At 71.8% G+C, this 17005-nt stretch carries 18 protein-coding genes; 8 read left to right on the forward strand and 10 right to left on the reverse strand.

The annotated features are described in order from the left end of the window. Nucleotides 1-14 precede the first annotated feature (14 nt). Nucleotides 15-1388: a dihydrolipoyl dehydrogenase gene (lpdA, locus tag ACERZO_RS49740; RefSeq protein WP_372673057.1), complete on the reverse strand. Its 1374-nt coding sequence runs from the start codon at nt 1386-1388 to the stop codon at nt 15-17. Nucleotides 1389-1570: 182 nt separating this feature from the next. On the opposite strand from lpdA, the gene ACERZO_RS49745 reads away from it, so the two are divergent. Then, entirely contained in the window at nt 1571-1915 is a 345-nt protein-coding gene (locus ACERZO_RS49745) for an oxidoreductase (RefSeq protein WP_372673058.1), read from the forward strand. Here the strand turns inward: ACERZO_RS49745 and ACERZO_RS49750 are convergent. The 5 genes from ACERZO_RS49750 to ACERZO_RS49770 all read right to left on the reverse strand — a co-directional run bounded on the left by ACERZO_RS49750 (nt 1912) and on the right by ACERZO_RS49770 (nt 8025). Next, complete coding sequence (locus tag ACERZO_RS49750; protein WP_372673059.1) at nt 1912-2364, reverse strand: GNAT family N-acetyltransferase; 453 nt, start codon at nt 2362-2364, stop codon at nt 1912-1914. The two genes, ACERZO_RS49745 and ACERZO_RS49750, sit on opposite strands and share 4 nt — an antisense overlap. Nucleotides 2365-2374: 10 nt before the next feature. Further along, complete coding sequence (locus ACERZO_RS49755; RefSeq protein WP_372673060.1) at nt 2375-3457, reverse strand: SMI1/KNR4 family protein; 1083 nt, start codon at nt 3455-3457, stop codon at nt 2375-2377. Between the two features lie 11 nt (nt 3458-3468). Next, nucleotides 3469-4440 (reverse strand): TAXI family TRAP transporter solute-binding subunit, encoded by a 972-nt coding sequence (locus ACERZO_RS49760; protein ID WP_372673061.1) that lies wholly within the window; start codon nt 4438-4440, stop codon nt 3469-3471. Next, nucleotides 4437-6401 carry a TRAP transporter permease gene (locus ACERZO_RS49765; protein ID WP_372673062.1) on the reverse strand — a complete coding sequence of 655 codons (1965 nt, stop codon included), beginning with the start codon at nt 6399-6401 and terminating at the stop codon, nt 4437-4439. Before ACERZO_RS49765 ends, ACERZO_RS49760 begins: the two co-directional genes overlap by 4 nt. Before the next feature lie 124 nt (nt 6402-6525). Continuing rightward, a complete protein-coding gene (locus ACERZO_RS49770) occupies nt 6526-8025 on the reverse strand; it encodes a leucyl aminopeptidase (protein ID WP_372673063.1) in 1500 nt (499 codons plus the stop codon). Nucleotides 8026-8135: 110 nt separating this feature from the next. On the opposite strand from ACERZO_RS49770, the gene ACERZO_RS49775 reads away from it, so the two are divergent. Both ACERZO_RS49775 and ACERZO_RS49780 read left to right on the forward strand, forming a co-directional pair. Further along, nucleotides 8136-8984: a hypothetical protein gene (locus ACERZO_RS49775; RefSeq protein WP_372673064.1), complete on the forward strand. Its 849-nt coding sequence runs from the start codon at nt 8136-8138 to the stop codon at nt 8982-8984. Further along, entirely contained in the window at nt 8977-9639 is a 663-nt protein-coding gene (locus ACERZO_RS49780) for a DUF402 domain-containing protein (protein WP_372673065.1), read from the forward strand. Before ACERZO_RS49775 ends, ACERZO_RS49780 begins: the two co-directional genes overlap by 8 nt. Here the strand turns inward: ACERZO_RS49780 and ACERZO_RS49785 are convergent. Further along, nucleotides 9596-9895 (reverse strand): hypothetical protein, encoded by a 300-nt coding sequence (locus ACERZO_RS49785; protein ID WP_372673066.1) that lies wholly within the window; start codon nt 9893-9895, stop codon nt 9596-9598. The genes ACERZO_RS49780 and ACERZO_RS49785 overlap by 44 nt on opposite strands. 97 nt (nt 9896-9992) lie before the next feature. Here ACERZO_RS49785 and ACERZO_RS49790 point away from each other — a divergent pair, with 97 nt between their 5' ends. Then, on the forward strand, nt 9993-11096 hold the full coding sequence (locus ACERZO_RS49790; RefSeq protein WP_372673067.1) for a branched-chain amino acid aminotransferase: 1104 nt from the start codon (nt 9993-9995) through the stop codon (nt 11094-11096). Between the two features lie 50 nt (nt 11097-11146). On the opposite strand, the gene cobT is transcribed toward ACERZO_RS49790, so the two are convergent. After that, a complete protein-coding gene (gene cobT / locus ACERZO_RS49795) occupies nt 11147-12256 on the reverse strand; it encodes a nicotinate-nucleotide--dimethylbenzimidazole phosphoribosyltransferase (RefSeq protein ID WP_372673068.1) in 1110 nt (369 codons plus the stop codon). A gap of 106 nt (nt 12257-12362) precedes the next feature. Here cobT and ACERZO_RS49800 point away from each other — a divergent pair, with 106 nt between their 5' ends. Further along, nucleotides 12363-13046, forward strand: a complete 684-nt coding sequence (locus ACERZO_RS49800; protein WP_372673069.1) for an IspD/TarI family cytidylyltransferase — start codon at nt 12363-12365, stop codon at nt 13044-13046. 6 nt (nt 13047-13052) lie between these two features. Here the strand turns inward: ACERZO_RS49800 and ACERZO_RS49805 are convergent, their stop codons facing one another. Further along, nucleotides 13053-13505 carry a hypothetical protein gene (locus tag ACERZO_RS49805; RefSeq protein ID WP_372673070.1) on the reverse strand — a complete coding sequence of 151 codons (453 nt, stop codon included), beginning with the start codon at nt 13503-13505 and terminating at the stop codon, nt 13053-13055. Between the two features lie 138 nt (nt 13506-13643). Between ACERZO_RS49805 and ACERZO_RS49810 the strand changes: the two genes are divergently transcribed. The 3 genes from ACERZO_RS49810 to ACERZO_RS49820 are packed head-to-tail and all read left to right on the forward strand — an operon-like array spanning nt 13644 to nt 15437. After that, the gene (locus tag ACERZO_RS49810; RefSeq protein WP_372673071.1) at nt 13644-14393 is read left to right on the forward strand and encodes a GntR family transcriptional regulator; all 750 of its coding nucleotides are present in this window, start codon (nt 13644-13646) and stop codon (nt 14391-14393) included. Then, nucleotides 14390-15232 carry a phosphoribosylaminoimidazolesuccinocarboxamide synthase gene (locus tag ACERZO_RS49815; RefSeq protein ID WP_372673072.1) on the forward strand — a complete coding sequence of 281 codons (843 nt, stop codon included), beginning with the start codon at nt 14390-14392 and terminating at the stop codon, nt 15230-15232. Before ACERZO_RS49810 ends, ACERZO_RS49815 begins: the two co-directional genes overlap by 4 nt. Further along, nucleotides 15225-15437 carry a hypothetical protein gene (locus ACERZO_RS49820; RefSeq protein WP_372673073.1) on the forward strand — a complete coding sequence of 71 codons (213 nt, stop codon included), beginning with the start codon at nt 15225-15227 and terminating at the stop codon, nt 15435-15437. Before ACERZO_RS49815 ends, ACERZO_RS49820 begins: the two co-directional genes overlap by 8 nt. Here the strand turns inward: ACERZO_RS49820 and ACERZO_RS49825 are convergent. Next, nucleotides 15434-16423, reverse strand: a complete 990-nt coding sequence (locus ACERZO_RS49825) for an aldo/keto reductase family protein (RefSeq protein WP_372673074.1) — start codon at nt 16421-16423, stop codon at nt 15434-15436. The two genes, ACERZO_RS49820 and ACERZO_RS49825, sit on opposite strands and share 4 nt — an antisense overlap. Nucleotides 16424-17005: the final 582 nt, after the last annotated feature.

Consider the following 17005-nt stretch of genomic DNA (forward strand, 5'->3'; position numbering starts at 1 on the left):
CTGCTGGTGGGACGTCAGCTGTGCACGTGCAGCGGCTTCCCCGCGAGGGCGAGGAACGCTTCACCGAGGGCCTCGGTCTGGGTGGGGTGGGCGTGGATGAGCGGCGCGACGTCCTCGGGGAACGCTTCCCAGCTGTAGATCAGCTGCGCTTCGCCGATCAGCTCGCCGACGCGGTCGCCGACCATGTGGACGCCCACGACCGGGCCGTCCGGGGCCTTGACCAGCTTGACCCCGCCGGAGGTCTTGAGGATCTGGCTCTTGCCGTTGCCGCCGAGGTCGTAGGTGAACGTCGTGACGTCGGCGCCGTACTTGTCCTTCGCCTGCGACTCGGTCAGCCCGACCGACGCGACCTCCGGGTGGGAGTAGGTGACCCGCGGGATGCCGCTCTCGTCGATCACGCGCGGGCTCTGCCCGGCGATCTCCTCGGCGACGAAGATGCCCTGCTGGAAGCCGCGGTGCGCGAGCTGCAGGCCGGGGACGATGTCGCCGACGGCGTAGACGTTCGGCAGGTTGGTGCGCAGCCGCTCGTCGGTGATGACGAAGCCGCGCTCGATCTTGACGCCGGCCTCCTCGTAGCCGTGGCCCGCCGAGTTCGGCCCGCGGCCGACGGCGACCAGCAGCAGGTCGGCCTCGATGGTCTCGCCGGACTCCAGCGAGACGCTGACGCCGTTCTCGTCCTGCTTCGCGCCGGTGAACTTCACGCCGGTCTTGAAGGCGATCTTGCGCCGGCGGAAAGCGCGCTCGAGCTGCTTGGACGCGAACTCGTCCTCGTTCGGGACCAGCCGCGGCAGCGCTTCCACGATGGTGACGTCCACGCCGAAGGAGGCCCAGACGCTGGCGAACTCGACGCCGATCACGCCGCCGCCCAGGACGACGACCTTCTTGGGGACGTAGTCGAGGGACAGGGCCTGCTCGCTGGCGATGATGCGGCCGCCGAGCTCCAGGCCCGGCAGCGTGCGGGAGTACGAACCGGTGGCGAGGATGACGTTCTTGCCGGTGTAGCGGGTGCCGTCCACCTCGACGGTGGTGCCGCCGACGAACGTGCCGCTGCCCTCGACGAGGTTCACCTTGTGGGCCTTGGCCAGGCCCTGCAGGCCCTTGTACAGACGGGCGACGATGCCGTCCTTGTACTTGTTGACCCCGGCGATGTCGATGCCCTCGAAGGCGGCCTTGACGCCGACGGCGTCGGCCTCACGGGTCTCGTCGGCGACCTCGGCGGCGTGGAGCAGGGCCTTGGTCGGGATGCAGCCCCGGTGGAGGCAGGTCCCGCCCAGCTTGTCCTTCTCGATCAGCGTGACGGAAAGGCCCAGCTCGGCCGCGCGGAAAGCCGCGGCGTAGCCGCCCGATCCGCCTCCCAGGATCACAAGGTCGGCGGAGGTGTCGGTCACTTCAATAACTCCTCGGCAAGCGGTGGGGTGGTGCTCTGTCGCCGCGCCCGCCCGGTATAACCGCGCGCGCGACATCCGCCATCTTGTCACTACGCCGGACGGGGCTGCGACCTAGCCGGGTGTGCGACGCCGACCACACGCGGACATCGGGATAATGAGTGGTGTAGGTCTCGGGAGGGAAGGTGGTCGTGGTGGGGCTCTTCGACTCGCTGCGCAGGCGGGCCAAGGGTGGTCAGCGGGCCGGTACGCTGCGGAAAGCCAGCTCCGAGGACACTCGGCACCTGGAGGAGTGGGTGGCCTCGAGGCGGGGTGTCGAGGCCTTCGTCGAGCCGAAGACGAACGTCACCGAGACCACTGTGGTGTTGATCGCCCACGACGGCGAGTGGACCCGGCGCCGGATCGGCAGCCTGGAGGCGGCCCAGCAGTTCGGCCACCGCCGGTCGATCCCGGTGTACGAGGTCGCGCGGGTCGGCTACCCGAAGCGGATGCGCGAGTACACCGAGCGGAAGAAGCGCGGGGAGGCCTAAAGCTCGATCCGGCCGACGACCTCGCCGTTGAAGGTCTGGCCGGTGGGCTTGAAGCCCAGCTTGAGGTAGAAGTCCGCCGGGCCGCCCTCGGCGGGGATCCACAGCACCGTCGCGCTGGTGTTGCCGCGCCGGCGCGCCTCCTCGAGGACGGTCTCCACGGCGAACCGGCCGTAGCCGCGGCCCTGGACGCCGGCGCCGACGTTGAGCCGCCAGATCCCGCACCGGAAGAAGTCCGGCTCGGCGCCCGGGTCGAAGCCGCCCATGACGAACGCGACCGGTTCGCCGTCGTCCAGGATCAGCCGGGGCCAGGCAATCTCGGGCTGCGTGTACGCCTCGGCCAGCGAAACCGCGACCGGCGCGACGAAGGTCTTCTGGTGCGGCTCGACGGCCAGCTGGCACGCGGCGGCGACGTTGGCCGGGGTGATCGTCTCCGCGCTGAGGGTGGTCACCGGGTCCAACCTAGCCTGCCTGCGCGAGCAGGGCGGCGTGCCGGACCAGCGCCGCGCGGAACGACGGGTGGACCGTCGTGCCCAGCACCGGGTCGACTTCGACCACGTGCCCCGCCGACAGCAGCAGCACCGCCGGTTCGGAAAGCACCACCACGCCGTTCTCGGCCCGCAGGTCCGCCGTGCCGAGCAGGCGCGGGAAGACCACGTCGGCGGGCAGGCCGTCGCAGGTGCGGAGGAACTCGCGGTGGTCGGGCGGCAGCTCGACGCCCAGCCGGAGTTCGGCCGAGCGGATCGCCGCCTCCGACGCTGGGGGAGGGAGGGTGGTCCGGCCGCGCAGGAGCGGCCCGGGTCGCGGTTCCGCCGAGGTTTCGCCGGGTGGGAGCCGGGGTTCCGCGGTGCCGGCGAGCGGTCCGGGCCGGGCCGGGCGCGCCGGGGTTTCGCCGGGGTCCGCCCCGCGCAGGCGCATGATCTCCGCGATCAGGTCCGGCCAGCTGCCCAGCTCCGGTGGGTACCGCTCGTGCAGGGCAGCGATCAGCGCCCCCGCGCAGGCCGGTGCCCACTCGCGCAGGCCGAGCGGGTCCGCGCCCGCCACCAACGCCGGGGCCAACGCCCGGGTCGCCGCCAGCGTCGCGACGTCCGGCCGTGGCCCGGCGAGGGAAGCCCAAAGCTCCAGATCACCTTCGGCGAGGGCCGTGCGCACCCGGTCCGGCCGGGCCGGCGCCACCTGCTCGACCACTTCCGCGACCAGGCCCGGCGGCAGGACACCCGCCAAGTCGGAGACCGGACGACGCAACGACACCGCGTGCGCGCGCTCTTCCGCGTCGAGGTCCAGCGGCGGCAGGCCCGCCGCCCAGCCCGGACGGCCGCCCCGCGCCTCGAACAGCATCGCCCATGCGCGGGCCCGCACCGGGTCGGGCGCCAGCGCCGTCACCGGCCGTTCGGTACGGGCCAGCCACTGCTCGACCAGCCGGTCGGCTTCGTCGAGCGCGCCGGCGACCGCGAGCAGCAAGGCGGCGTGACCCACCTGGTCGTCGACTCGCGCCTCGGGCGCCGTCAGGACGTCGCGGACCGCTCCTTCGAGGTAGTCCTCCACTCCTGGAGACCCTAGCCGAGGGCTTGCTTCGCCCCCGGGTGCAGCGGGACCGGGTCGGTCTGCGGCGCCAGCTGCTTGGTGATCTCCTTCGCGGCCGGGTGCACCTTCGCCAGCTCCGCCTGCTTGTCGAAGATCAGCTTGGTGATCGCGCACGCGTTGCCCGCCGGGAAGTCCTCGCGCACCAGCAGGAGGTTGGGCACGACGACCGTCGGCACGTCCGACGGCTGCGCGTACGTCGCCGCCGGGATCACGCCCTGGGCGTAGACCTCGTTGACCTCCTTGAGCTTCGGCAGCAACGGCGTGATGTCGACGAACTTCACCTTGTCCTTCAACGCCGTGGTGATGTCGGTGATCTGCGCGGTCGGCAGCCCGCCGGACCAGACGAGCCCGTCGAGCGTGCCGGCCTTCATGCCGTCCGCGGTCTTGGCGAGGTCGAGCCGCTGGGCCTGGACGTCGGTGTCCTTGAGGCCGGCGGCTTGCAGCAGCCGGTTCGCGATCACCTCGGTGCCGGACTTCGGCGAACCCGTCGAGATCCGCTTGCCGCGCATGTCGGCGATCGAGTCGATGCCCGCGTCCGTCCGCACCAGGACCTGCGTCGAGTTCGGGTAGATCCGGGACAGCGCCTGGATCTTCTGCGGCTTGCCGTCGAAGGATCCCTTGCCCCGCACGGCGTCCGCCGCGGTGTCGGCGAGGGAGAACGCGACGTCGTAGGTGCCCGCCACCAGCTGCTGGATGTTCTGCACCGACGCGCCGGTCTCGGCGGCCGTCGCGCGCAGCTTGGTGCCGTTGCTGATCAGCTGGGCCAGCCCGCCGCCCAGCACGTAGTAGACGCCGCCGCTGTTGCCGGTGGCGATGGTGATCCGGCCTTCGCCCGCTTCGCAGGACTGGGTCCCGCTCGCGGCCGGCTGGTCGGTCTGCTGCTTCCCGCCGCAGCCGGTGACGGCCAGTGCCAGCACCGCGGCCGCGGCCAATGCGCGTTTCATGCTGTCCTCCTCTTGACGACGGCGTGGGCGAGCACGGCGGCGACGCCGAACGCGGCGCCGACCGCGATCGGCACCGGCTCCAGGTAGAGCAGGCACAGGGCGGCGGGCACGAACAGCAGCCGCACTCCGACGCTGACCGGTCCGAACAGCCAGCCGCCGGTCACCACCGCGAGCGCGGCGACGGCCACGGCCGACACCGCCGCCACCCAGAGCACGGTGAGGACGTCGGACTGCAGCAGCAGCGCGGCGCCGTTGTCGGTCAGCACGAACGCGATCGGCACCAGGAACGCGGGCAGCGTGTACTTCCAGCACTGCCACATGGTTCCCAGCACCGAGCCGCCGGTGATGGCCGCCGACGCGACCGCGGCGAGCGCGGTCGGCGGCGTGACCTCGGAAAGCACGGCGTAGTAGAAGATGAACATCGCGCGCTCGGCGTCGGCCACCCCGAGCGTCTCCAGGGCCGGGCCGATCACCACCCACGCGATGATGAAGCTGGCGGTGACCGGCACCGCGAGCCCGAGTACGCCGACCGCGACGGCCGAGAGCAGCACGGTCAGGATGAGGATCAGCGTGCCGTTGTCGGTGAGCGCGCCGGCCAGTTCGACCAGCGCGTCGGCGAGTTCGAGGCCGAGCCCGGTCTTGGTGATGGTCGAGGTGATCACGCCGGCCGCCGCGCACACCGCGATCACCGGCAGTGCCCCGCGCACGCCGGCCGAGAGCGCGTCGACCATGTCCTTCGCCCACCCGCGCACGTCGTGGCGCCGGGCGATGAGCGCGAACAGCGCGGCGACGCCGGTGGCGTAGACCACCGCGGCGAACGGCGGGATGTCCAGGGCCAGGAACACGACGATGATCGCCAGCGACAGGAAGTGGTAACCGCCGCGCAGCAGCAGTTTCCGGGGATCGCCGTGCGGGACGTCGACGGGCTCGGCCTCGAAGCGCCGCGCGTCGGCCTCCATCGCGAAGACGATCCCCAGGTAGTACAGCAGCGTCGGGACGGTCGCCCAGATCAGCACGGTCAGGTACGACGTCTGCAGGTACTCGGCGATGATGAACGCGGCGGCGCCCAGCGTCGGCGGGGAAAGGATGGCCCCGATGCCGGACGCGGCGAGCAGCCCGCCCGCGTTTTCCCTGGGGTAGCGGGCTTTCTTGAGGATCGGCCAGGTGATCGAGCCGAGGCTGACCGCCGTCGCGGTGCCCGAGCCCGAGACCGTGCCGAGCAGGAAGCCCGACAGGACGGTGGTCCGGCCCGGCGCCGTCCGGGACCTGCGGAAGGCCGCGAAGGAGATGTCCACGAAGAACTGCCCGGCGCCGGAGGCGTTCAGGACGGCGCCGTAGAGGGTGAACAGCACGATGTAGCTGGCCGCGACGTCGAGCGGGGTGCCGTAGAAGCCGCTCGCGTCGTTGTAGAGGGCGTTGACGATCTGGCTGAAGTCGATGCCCGCGTGGGCGATGCCCCAGTTCTGCGGGAGGTAGCCGCCGTAGTAGGCGTAGGCGAGGAAGAGCAGGCAGACGATCGGCAGCACCAGCCCGGTCGTCCGGCGGGTGGCTTCGAGGATCAGCACGAGCAGCAGCGCGCCGGCCACGACGTCCGGCGGGGACAGGCTGCCCTGCCGGTTCAGGAAGTCGTCGTACCCGACGAGCACGGGGTAGAGGCCGACGGCGAGCGCGAGCACGGCGAGCGCCCAGTCGGTCCAGCCGGGGTCGTCACGGCCGCGCAGCCGCGGGCGGTAGCAGAGGAAGACCAGCGGCAGCGTCACGCCGAGGAACAGCACGAGGTAGAACTGGTTGCCCTTGGCGAAGGGGAAGAACACCTGCTTGAGCACCAGCACGGCGACGGCCAGCGCGACGAAGTAGACGACGCGGTCGGGGACCCGGGAGAGGCTGCGCGCCGGGCGTTCTTCGTCGTGCTCGGCGGCGATTTCGGCGGGGGAGTCGCGTTCCACCGGCTCGGTCGTCACCCGGCCACGGTACGGTGTCGCGGATCACACCGAAAGCGGCAATTCGATCACCGCGCCCGAAGCGACGTGAATGACTCATTCATGTCGTGTGGCGACATGAATGAGTCATTCACGTCATCGCACCTCAGCCGTTGGCGGCAATGTCCGCGAGCACCGCGGCGATCGTCCGCACCGGGACGCCCGTGCCGCCCTTGCCGGTGTAGCCCCACGGCGAACCGGTGTTGAACGACGGGCCCGCGATGTCGATGTGAACCCAGTCGAGGCCGTCGGCGACGAACTCGCGCAGGAAGATCCCGGCCGCGAGCATGCCGCCCCAGCGGTGGCCCGTCACGTTGGCCAGGTCGGCCAGCCGCGAGTCGAGGTCGGCGCGCAGCTCCTCCGGCAGCGGCATCGGCCAGCCGTTCTCGCCGGTGGCCTGCATGATCGCGGCGACGCGGTCGCGGAAGTCGTCCGAGCCCATCACGCCGGCGGTGCGGTTGCCGAGCGCGACGACCTGGGCGCCGGTCAGCGTCGAGGTCTCGATCAGGTAGTCCGGGTTCTCCTCGGCCGCGCGGACCATCGCGTCGACCAGGACGAGCCGGCCTTCGGCGTCGGTGTTGAGGACCTCGACGGTCTTGCCGCCGTACATGGTCAGCACGTCGCCCGGACGGTACGACGTCCCGGACGGCAGGTTCTCCGCCAGCGGGATGTGCGCGACGACCTCGAGGGGGTACTTCAGCTTCGCAGCCAGGACGACCGAGGCGAGCACGCCGGCCGCGCCGGACATGTCCGAGGTCATGTGGTCCATGTTCGCGGCGGGCTTGAGCGAGATGCCGCCCGAGTCGAACGTGATGCCCTTGCCGACCAGCGCGACCTTCTTGGCGGCCTTGGCCGGCTTGTAGCCGATGCGCACCAGGCGCGGCTGGCGGGAGGAGCCGCCGCCGACGCCGAGGATGCCGCCGAAGCCCTTGCGCTTCAACGCCTTCTCGTCGAGGACCTCGAACTCGAGGCCGTTGTCCTCGGCCAGCTTCTTCGCGCGGTCGGCGAAGGAGGCCGGGTAGAGGTCGTTCGGCGGGGTGTTGATGAGGTCGCGGGCGGTGAGGACGGCCTCGGCGATCGAGCCGGCCGCCTTCAGCGTCGCCTTGTGCTCGCGGGCGGTGCCGCCGGACGGGCTCGCGAAGTCGGCCTTCGCGACCGGCGCGTCGCCCTTCTCCGAGCGGTAGGCGGTGAAGACGTAGGAGCCGAGGACCGTGCCCTCGACGGCGGCCTGCAGGTCGAGCTCGGACAGCGTCACGAACGCGCGGTCGGTGCCGGCCAGCGCGCGGCCGGCGGCGCCCGCGGCGCGGCGGACCTGCTCCGGGGTGACGCCGTCGCCGGCCTTGCCCAGGCCGACGGCCAGGACGACCCCGGCCGGGAGCTTGCCCAGGGTCGGGATCTTGACGACCTCTTCGGCCTTGCCGCTCGCGCCGAGGGTGGCGAGCAGGCCGGCGAGCCGGCCGTCGAAGGCGGCGTCCACGGCGGCGGCGCCGTCGGCGAGAAGCGGGCCGTCCTCGCCGGCCAGGGTGCCGATGACGACCACGTCGGCGCGCGTCTTGGCCAGTGCCTCCCCGGTGTTGTCGGACAGGGCGAGCTTAGGCACGGTCACTTCTGGCTCCTCGCGCGTTCACGGTGGTACCGGGCGCCGGCCCGGTCGGGATCGTGAGCCATGCTAATGACGACGGAAGCAGGGGTGAACAGAGGGCGAGGAGGGGCCGCGTGCGGCTGGGCGGTGGGCTGCTGGTGGCGCTGGCGGCCGGAGCGGCGGGCGCGGGCTGGTGGCTGCTGGCCGGGCTGGTGCTCGCGGGCATCGCCGCGGGCGTGACGGCCGCGGTCCCGGAACCGGGGGAAGCCCTGGTCGACCGGGTCGTCGTGGCCGTGGCCCGGCTGGCCGAGGTGGTGGTCTACGCGATCGCGTTCGGTGCCTACGTCTTCCCCGCGCACCGCGAACTCGCGGCCGCCGCGTTCGTCGTGGTGGTCGCCGGCGCGGGGCTCGCCGGGCTGAAGATCCCGACCTTCGTCGTACGGATCGCGGGCGGGCTGCTGCTCGTCGCCGGGCTCGTGCTGGTCGCCTTGTGCGTGGCCGTGCCGCCGGTGGCGACCGCGGGCGGCGGCCCGCAGCCGCCGGACTTCGCGGGCGTGCTCGTCGCCGCGGTCGTGTTCCTGCCTTTCCTGCGCCCCGGAAGGCGGGAGTACGCCGGGTGGCGCGTGCTGCTGCTCGGCGCGGTCGCGGTGCTGGCCGCGTTCGCCGCGCTCTACCAGCTCGGCGCGGTCCGGCTGGGGTTGTCCCTGACGTCCCTGCGCGACCTGCTTTCCGCTGCCGACGCGGATTCCCTGCAGCCGCTGCTCACCGTCGTCGCGGTGGTCGCGACCGTCGTGCCCGCGCTCGCCGCCGGGGCCGACGTTCGCGAGCGGACCGGGGTGCGCGGGCTCGCGGGCGTCGCCGTCGCCGCGGCGGCCGCGTACTTCCTGCCGGCGCTGCCCGTGCTCGTCGTGGCCGGGCTGGCGACCGTGATCGAGCTGCTACTGGGCGTACGCGCGCGCCGGTACAGTGGGGCGCGTGAGTGATCGACGCTGGCGGCCGGGGGAGACCGTGGTCGAACGCTTCCACCGCCCCGACGGCTCGATCGGCCAGGTCCACCCGCTGCGCGTCCTCGAAGACGACGGCCGGGTCCTGCTGGCCTGGCTCCCGGCGGGCACGCCGATCGTCGGCAGCAGGCTCGCCGACGGCCGCCTGATGCGCGACGCCCCCTTGGACCAGCGGTTCCGCATCCCGCGCGTGCCGGTGCCGGACCTCTGGCACGGCGCGTCGACGCTGCGCCGGATCCCCGAGGACGAGTGGTCGTCGGTCTGGTGGTTCTTCGACCTCGAAGGCCGGTTCAAGAACTGGTACGTCAACCTGGAGATCCCGCTGGGCCGCACGCCGGGCGCGGTCGACCGGATCGACGGCGTGCTCGACGTCGTCGTCGAGCCCGACGGCAGCTGGCGCTGGGACGACGAGGACGAGGCCGAGGCCGCCATCGAGGTCGGCCGCCTGACGCTCGAGCAGTTCGACCGGCTGCGCGCGGAGGGCGAGCGGATCGGCGCGCTGGCCGAGCGCGGCGCCTACCCGTTCGACGGCACGGACACCGACTTCCGCCCGGACGAGGGGTGGCCGGCGCCGCAGCTGCCGGCGGAGCTCAGCCCGCGGTCAGGAGAAGGATCAGCGCCAGCACCGCGTTGACGACCGCGAGGATGACGACCGACTTCGTCGGGATCACCGCCGGGAAGACCTTCTTGCCGTGGATGCTCCGCCACCACACGATGCCGAAGACGCCCGCGACGAGGCCGAGGAAGCCGCCGAAGCCGCTGCTGAGCACGGCCCAGCCGACCATGCCGAGCAGGCCGACGCCGAACGTCAGCAGCACCGCGGTGACGAACGTCTTGACGTCGGCCCCGCCGGTCTTTGGCCGGGGCACCGGCTGCGTGGAGTAGCTCACGCCGTCATCCTAGAGTCATCGCGGCGCGGGCGCGGCGGACCCGGGAACAGTGGGACTTCCGACTAACGCGCCTCCGACCAAGCGGTATCGTCTAGCCATGACGACCACGACGCAGTTCGCCCATGTCCCGCACCCGAGTCCTGCGAGCGCGGACCGTGTCGCGGAGGTACTCGAGAAGCCCGGTTTCGGGTTGTACTTCACCGACCACATGGTGACCGTCAAGTGGTCGAAGGCCGAGGGCTGGCACGACGCCCAGGTCGGTCCCTACGCCCCGTTCACCCTCGACCCGGCGACGTCGGTGCTGCACTACGGCCAGGCGATCTTCGAGGGGCTCAAGGCCTACCGCCAGCCGGACGGCACGATCGCGTCGTTCCGCCCGGACGCCAACGCCGCGCGGTTCCGGCAGTCGGCCGAGCGGCTCGCCATGCCGCAGCTGCCGGACGAGGTCTTCATCGAGTCGCTGCGGGAGCTCATCGCCGTCGACGGCCGGTGGGTGCCCACCCGGCAGGGTGATTCCCTCTACCTGCGGCCGTTCATGATCTCGACGTCCACCGGGCTCGGCGTCAACAGCCCGGCCGCCGACTACGTGTACACGGTCATCGCGTCCCCGGCGGGCTCGTACTTCTCCGGCGGCGTGAAGCCGGTGAGCGTCTGGCTGTCGACCGAGTACGTCCGCGCGGCACCCGGCGGCACCGGCGCGGCGAAGTGCGCCGGCAACTACGCGGCGTCGTTCGTGGCGCAGGCGCAGGCCGTCGAAAAGGGCTGCGACCAGGTGGTCTGGCTCGACGCGGTCGAGCGGCGGTGGGTCGAGGAGATGGGCGGGATGAACCTGTTCTTCGTCTTCGGCTCCGGCGAGAACGCCCGGGTGGTCACGCCCGAGCTGACCGGCTCGCTGCTGCCCGGCGTCACGCGCAAGTCGTTGCTGCAGCTGGCTTCGCGGCTCGGGTACAAGGTCGAGGAGCGCCGGATCTCCACCGACGAGTGGGAGAAGGCGGCGGCTTCGGGTGAGCTGACCGAGACGTTCGCGTGCGGCACGGCGGCGGTGATCACGCCGGTCGGGCACGTCAAGCACACAGGTGGCGAGTTCACGATCGCCGACGGGCAGCCGGGCAAGCTCACGATGAAGCTGCGTGAAGAGCTGACCGGTATCCAGGAAGGCACCCACCCGGACGTCGACCACTGGATGGTCCCGCTCGGCTGAGCTTGCGGGAAAGGGCCCCGCACTTCACCGTGCGGGGCCCTTTCCCGTGCTCAGGTGGCGGTGGCCGGGATGACCGGGCCGGAGACGCCGGCCTGGTCGTGGGTCGCGGTCTCGGCGAGGACACGGGCGGCCATCATCAGCAGCGGCAGGGCGGTGACCGCGCCGGTGCCTTCGCCCAGGCGGACGTCCAGTTCCAGCAGCGGGCCCAGGTCCAGGTGCTCCAGCGCGAGGGCGTGCGCGGGTTCGGCGGTCCGCTGCCCGGCGACCCACCAGCGGCGCGCGCCCGGCGCGAGGTCCTCGGCGACGAGCGCCGCGGCGCACGCGACGAGCCCGTCGAGCACCACCGGCGTCCGGCGGACGGCGGCCTGCGCCAGGAACCCGGCCATGGCGGCGATGTCGGCGCCCGCCGTCGTGCGCAGCAGGGCGACCGGGTCGGACAGGACCGCGCGGGCCCGGCGCAGCGCGTCGCGCACCGCGGCGGCCTTGCGCATCCAGGCGTCGTCGTCGATGCCGGAGCCGCGGCCGACCACCGCGACCGGCTCGCTGCCGGTCAGGGCGGCCACCAGCACCGACGCCGGCGTGCTGTTGCCGATCCCGAGGTCGCCGGGGATGAGCAGGTCGGCGCCGCCGTCGACCTCGGCGTCGGCGATCGCGATCCCGGCGCGGACGGCCTGCTTCGCCTCGTCGGCGGTCAGGGCGTCCTCGACGTCGATGGAGCCGGAGCCGCGGCGGACCTTGAACTCGCCGATCGAGCGGGTGGCGGGTGCCTCGGTGTCGACGGCCATGTCGACCACGCGCACGCTCGCGCCCGCGGCGGCGGCCAGCACGTTGATCGCGGCGCCGCCGGTCAGCATGGTGCCGAGCAGCTGCCCGGTGACCTCGGCGGGATAGGCGGAAACACCCTTCGCGGCGACGCCGTGGTCGCCGGCGAAGACGATCACGCGCGGCCGGGTGAACGGCCGCGGCGGCGACTGACCCTGGCAGGCCGCGATCCAGACGCCCAGCTCTTCGAGCCTGCCGAGCGACCCGGCCGGCTTGACCAGCTTGTCGTGCAGCGCGATCGCGTCGGACCGGGCGTGGTCGTCGGGCGGGGTGATCTCGGGGAACTCGATGTCTTCCGGCTCCACACCAGGCCCTTTCTCGTCTACGGCAGCGCTCATGACAACGCCGTGGCCAACCTACCGGCAGCGCGGATTTCCCCGGCGGCGGCGGGTGGCTCGTTCGGCCGCGCCCTCGCCGTGGCGCCGCCCGGTAGTCTCGCGGCTCGTGGAGACGACGGCGGCCGCGGTGGTGCTGGCCAGCGGCGCGGGCACCCGCGTCGGGGCGAAGCTGAACAAGGTCTACCTGCCCCTGGCCGGGCGGCGCGTCGTCGCCTGGTCGCTGGACGCCTTCAAGCGCGTCCCCGGCATCGGCGTGCTCGTGCTGGTGATCCGGCCGCAGGACCGCGAACTCGCCGACGAAGTGGCCGGCGACGACGTCGAGATCGTGCACGGCGGGGACACGCGCCAGGCCTCCGAGCTCAACGCCCTGCGCCACCTCGCCCCCAGAATTGCGGGCGGCCGGGTCGACGCCGTGCTGCTGCACGACGCGGCCCGGCCGCTGGTCCACTCCGAGCTGATCGGCACGGTGCTGACCCGGACACGCGAGGACGGGGGGGCTGTGCCGGGCCTGGCCGCCGACGACGTCGTCGGAGTGGATGCCGGGCACCTGGTCGCCCAGGTGCCCGGCGCGATCCGAGTCCAGACGCCTCAGGGCTTCCGGGCCGGACCGCTGCTCGAGGCCTACGAACAGGCCGAGCGCGAGGGCTTCGTGGGTACGGACACTTCGTCGTGCATGGAGCGGTTCTCCTCCCTGCCGATCCGGTGGGTCCCGGGTGCTCCCGAGAACCTCAAGATCACCTACCCCCACGACCTGGTGGTCGCGGAGCGGCTGCTCGCCCGCGGTGCCTGAAAACGGCTAGGCGCACGCGGGCGGGCCGCCACCGTCGTTCCCTTCGGTCTCCGTGGTGCTCGTCGGCCGGATCGTCACGTCGTGGCGCAGCTCCGGCGGGATGTGGCACTCCGGCTGTGGCCGCAGTGCCTGCAGCGGCGCGCCCGGGGTGCCGGGCTCCGCGAGGGTGAGCACCGCCCGCAGCGTCCAGACCGGGGTGGCGTGGTACTGCCACGTGACCACCTTCGGGCTGAACACGTCGGTGCCCGGGAACAAGGGCACGCGGTAGGCGCTCGCCCGGTGCTCGTCCCGCAGGACGATGACGTCCGCGCAGGTCGGCCACCGGTACACGGCCGCGTAGATCTCCGGGGCCTCGCGGCCGCCGAACAGGTGCAGCACCCACTTGCGGCGCCGGAGTTCCTCGAGGAGTTCCTCGAGGCCCTGGCCGCTGGAGCCGGTGTGAGCTGTGGGCGGGGACACACTTTCGAGGGTAACTTGCGTACTAGAGCGCAGTCCAGCACGTGTACTAGTACACCTGGGTGGTTCTGAACAGGCCTTTGTGGGAGACACCCCGGCGTGCTAGAACACTTGTGCGTGTTGTCCCTGTGAGGAGCCGCCTTGCCCACCCTCGACCGTCCTGAGCCGCCGTACCTGCAGATCGCGGGCCGCATCCGTGACGACATCCTGTCCGGCCGGCTGCAGGAGGGCGACGCGGTGCCGTCCGCCCGCGAGATCGCGCGCACGTGGGCCGTCGCCATGGCGACGGCCACCAAGGTGCTCGCCACCCTCCGTTCGCAGGGCCTCGTGCGGCCGGTGCGCGGCGTCGGCACGGTCGTCGACCGCGGCGGCCTGCACCGCACGGCCCGCGACCGCACCACCGCCGCGGGGCGCACGGGCCGGATCTACCCGCCCGGCCACTTCGCCGTGATCCGCTCGGCCGGCCTGGAGCCGGCGTCCGAGCGCGCCGCGGCCGCGCTGGGCCTGGAGGAGGGCGCCCCGGCAATCCGGCGGCGCCGTACCACCTACGGGCCGGATTCGCGGCCGCTGTCGACGTCGACGTCGTGGTTCGACGGCGCGCTGTCGGCCAAGGCGCCGGCGCTGCTGGTGCCCGAGCGGATCGTCGAAGGCACGTCGGCCCACGCGGCCGCGCGCCTGGGCACGAAGATCGCGACGACGCAGGAACGGCACGCGGCGGGCCGCGCGGGCGAGGAGGAGGCGGCCGAACTGGGGCTGCCCGCCGGGTCGCCGGTGCTGCTCGGCCGGAGCACCTTCCTGGCGGCCGACGGGACGGTCGTCGAGTACGGTGAGTCCGCCGCCTTGCCCGACCACTGGGTTTTCTACGAGTACACGACTGAGGACGGCGAATGAAGCACATCCACGCGGGCAAGGTCCGTGACCTGTACGAACTCGACGGCGGGGACATCCTGCTCGTCGCGTCCGACCGCGTCTCGGTCTACGACGTCTCGCTGCCGACGCCGATCCCGGACAAGGGTGCGCTGCTCAACCAGCTGTCGGCGTGGTGGTTCGACCGGATGGCCGGCGTCGTCCCGAACCACGTGGTGTCGACCACCGACGTGCCGGCGGAGTTCGCCGGCCGCGCGACGCGCTGCAAGCCGCTGAAGATGGTCCAGGTCGAGTGCATCGCGCGCGGCTACCTGGCCGGCCTGGGCCTGCGCGAATACCAGCGCGACGGCAAGATCTCCGGCGTCGCGCTGCCGCCGGGCCTGGTCGAGGGCGACAAGCTGCCGGAGCCGATCTTCACGCCGACGACGAAGATCTCCGACACCGGCCACGACGAGTTCATGACCTTCGACGAGGTGCTGAACGAGATCGGCGAAGACACCGCGAAGCGGCTTCGCGAGCTGACGCTGGAGATCTACACGAAGGGCGCCGAACACGCTGCCGAGCAAGGCGTGATCATCGCGGACACGAAGCTGGAGTTCGGCTTCGACGCCGACGGCACGCTGACCCTGGGCGACGAGGTCCTGACGTCGGACTCGTCGCGCTTCTGGCCGGCCGACGAGTGGGAGCCGGGCCGTCCGCAGCACGCGTTCGACAAGCAGTTCGTCCGCGACTGGTCGCTGACGACCGGGTGGGACAAGACCCCGCCCGGGCCGGAGATCCCCGCGGAGATCGTCGAGCAGACGCGGCAGCGCTACACGGAGGTCTACGAGCGGATCACCGGGAAGACCTGGGTCCGTGGGTGAGTACGACCCGTACAAGCTGATCGACGAGGTCGAGACGCTGCTGGTTTCGCACGGCTTCGCGCCGGCGCGGGTGCCCGGGCGAGGAGGCGACCGGCTGGCGGGTGCCAGCCGCCTCCTGCGCGGGTTCGGGCTGCAGCCCCGGCTGGCCCCGGAAGACGCGTTCGAGCTCGACGTGCCGTTCCAGGGCCGGATCAACCAGGACTAGGGGCTCTTGGTCAGGCTCGCGTCGCGCTCGACGACGTCGCCGAGGACGTCGTCGATGGCCGTGAGCAGATCGGCGTCGAGCTTCTTGCCGGCGGCCTTGACGTTCTCGTGCACCTGCTCCGGGCGCGAAGCCCCGATGATCGCCGAAGCGACGTTCGGGTTCTGCAGCACCCACGCGACGGCGAGCTGCGCGAGGGAGAGGTCGGCCTGCTTGGCGAGGGGCTCCAGCTCGGCGACGCGCTTGAGGACGGTCTCGTCGAGGAAGCGGGCGACCATGTTGGCGCCGCCCTTCTCGTCGGTGGCGCGCGAGCCGGCGGGGTAGTCCTGACCGGGCTTGTACTTCCCGGTGAGCACCCCCTGCGCGATCGGCGACCAGACGATCTGGCTGAGGCCTTCGCGCTCCGAGGTGGGGATGACCTGGTCCTCGATGACGCGCCAGAGCATGTTGTACTGCGGCTGGTTGGAGACGAAGGGGATCTTCAGCTCGCGCGCGAGGGCGGCGCCGCGGCTGATCTGCTCGGCGGTCCACTCCGAGACGCCGACGTAGAGCACCTTGCCCTGGCGGACGAGGTCGGCGAAGGCGAGCATGGTCTCTTCGAGCGGGACGGTCCGGTCGAAGCGGTGCGCCTGGTAGAGGTCGACGTAGTCGGTGCCGAGCCTGGTCAGGGAGGCGTTCGCCGACTCCATGATGTGCTTGCGGGACAGGCCCTTGTCGTTGGGACCCTTGGGACCGGTGGGCCAGAAGACCTTGGTGAAGATCTCCAGGCTTTCCCGCCGCTGGCCCTTCAGGCCGCGGCCCAGCACCGATTCGGCGGCGGTGTTGGCGTAGACATCGGCGGTGTCGAAGGTGGTGATGCCGGCCTCGAGGGCGGCTTTGATGCAGGCGTGCGCCTGGTCTTCTTCGACCTGGGAACCGTGGGTGAGCCAGTTCCCGTACGAGATCTCACTGACGTTGAGGCCACTGCGGCCGAGACGACGAAACTCCATGGGCTCAGCCTAGGCGGTAATCGTTTGCTTTGCTAACGATCCTGGAGTGACTCCAGCCTCGCTCGGGGTCGCTGGAGGTCGCGAATGGTTCATTCGCGACGGCTGGCCGCTGGGTGGCGTACTCCGGCGAGCTGCGGATGTCTTGAATGAGTCATTCAGGACTTCGGAGGACCTGAATGACTCATTCAAGACTTTTGCGGCAGCGGGATCGCTGGTGCCGAGGGGTACTCGTATGGGGGACTCGGGGGGCGGGTGCGCCGGCGAAGCCGGCCCGGGCGCTCAAAGGGCGGGTGCGCCGGAAGGCCGGAGGCCGGCTCGCTCGCGGAAGGGGGGCGCTTGCCCTCCCGAAGCGACGTGAATGACTCATTCATGTCACCCGGCGATGCGTCAGGTGACTGGAATGGGTCATGGCGTTTGGGGCGGGGCAGCTGTTCTGCCAAAGCCCTCCGGCACCCCGAAGCTGTCATTGTGACTACGGCCGGCAACACCGCGTCAAGGCGGGAAAGATGCCTTGACCCGGCGCTGCCGGCCGTGTTCTGGCTTCGGATCGGGGTGCGGGGGGAGTCTGGGTTCTCGTCGGTG

The organism is Amycolatopsis kentuckyensis, assembly GCF_041679295.1.
In the GTDB taxonomy this organism is placed as follows: Bacteria; Actinomycetota; Actinomycetes; order Mycobacteriales; family Pseudonocardiaceae; genus Amycolatopsis; species Amycolatopsis kentuckyensis_A.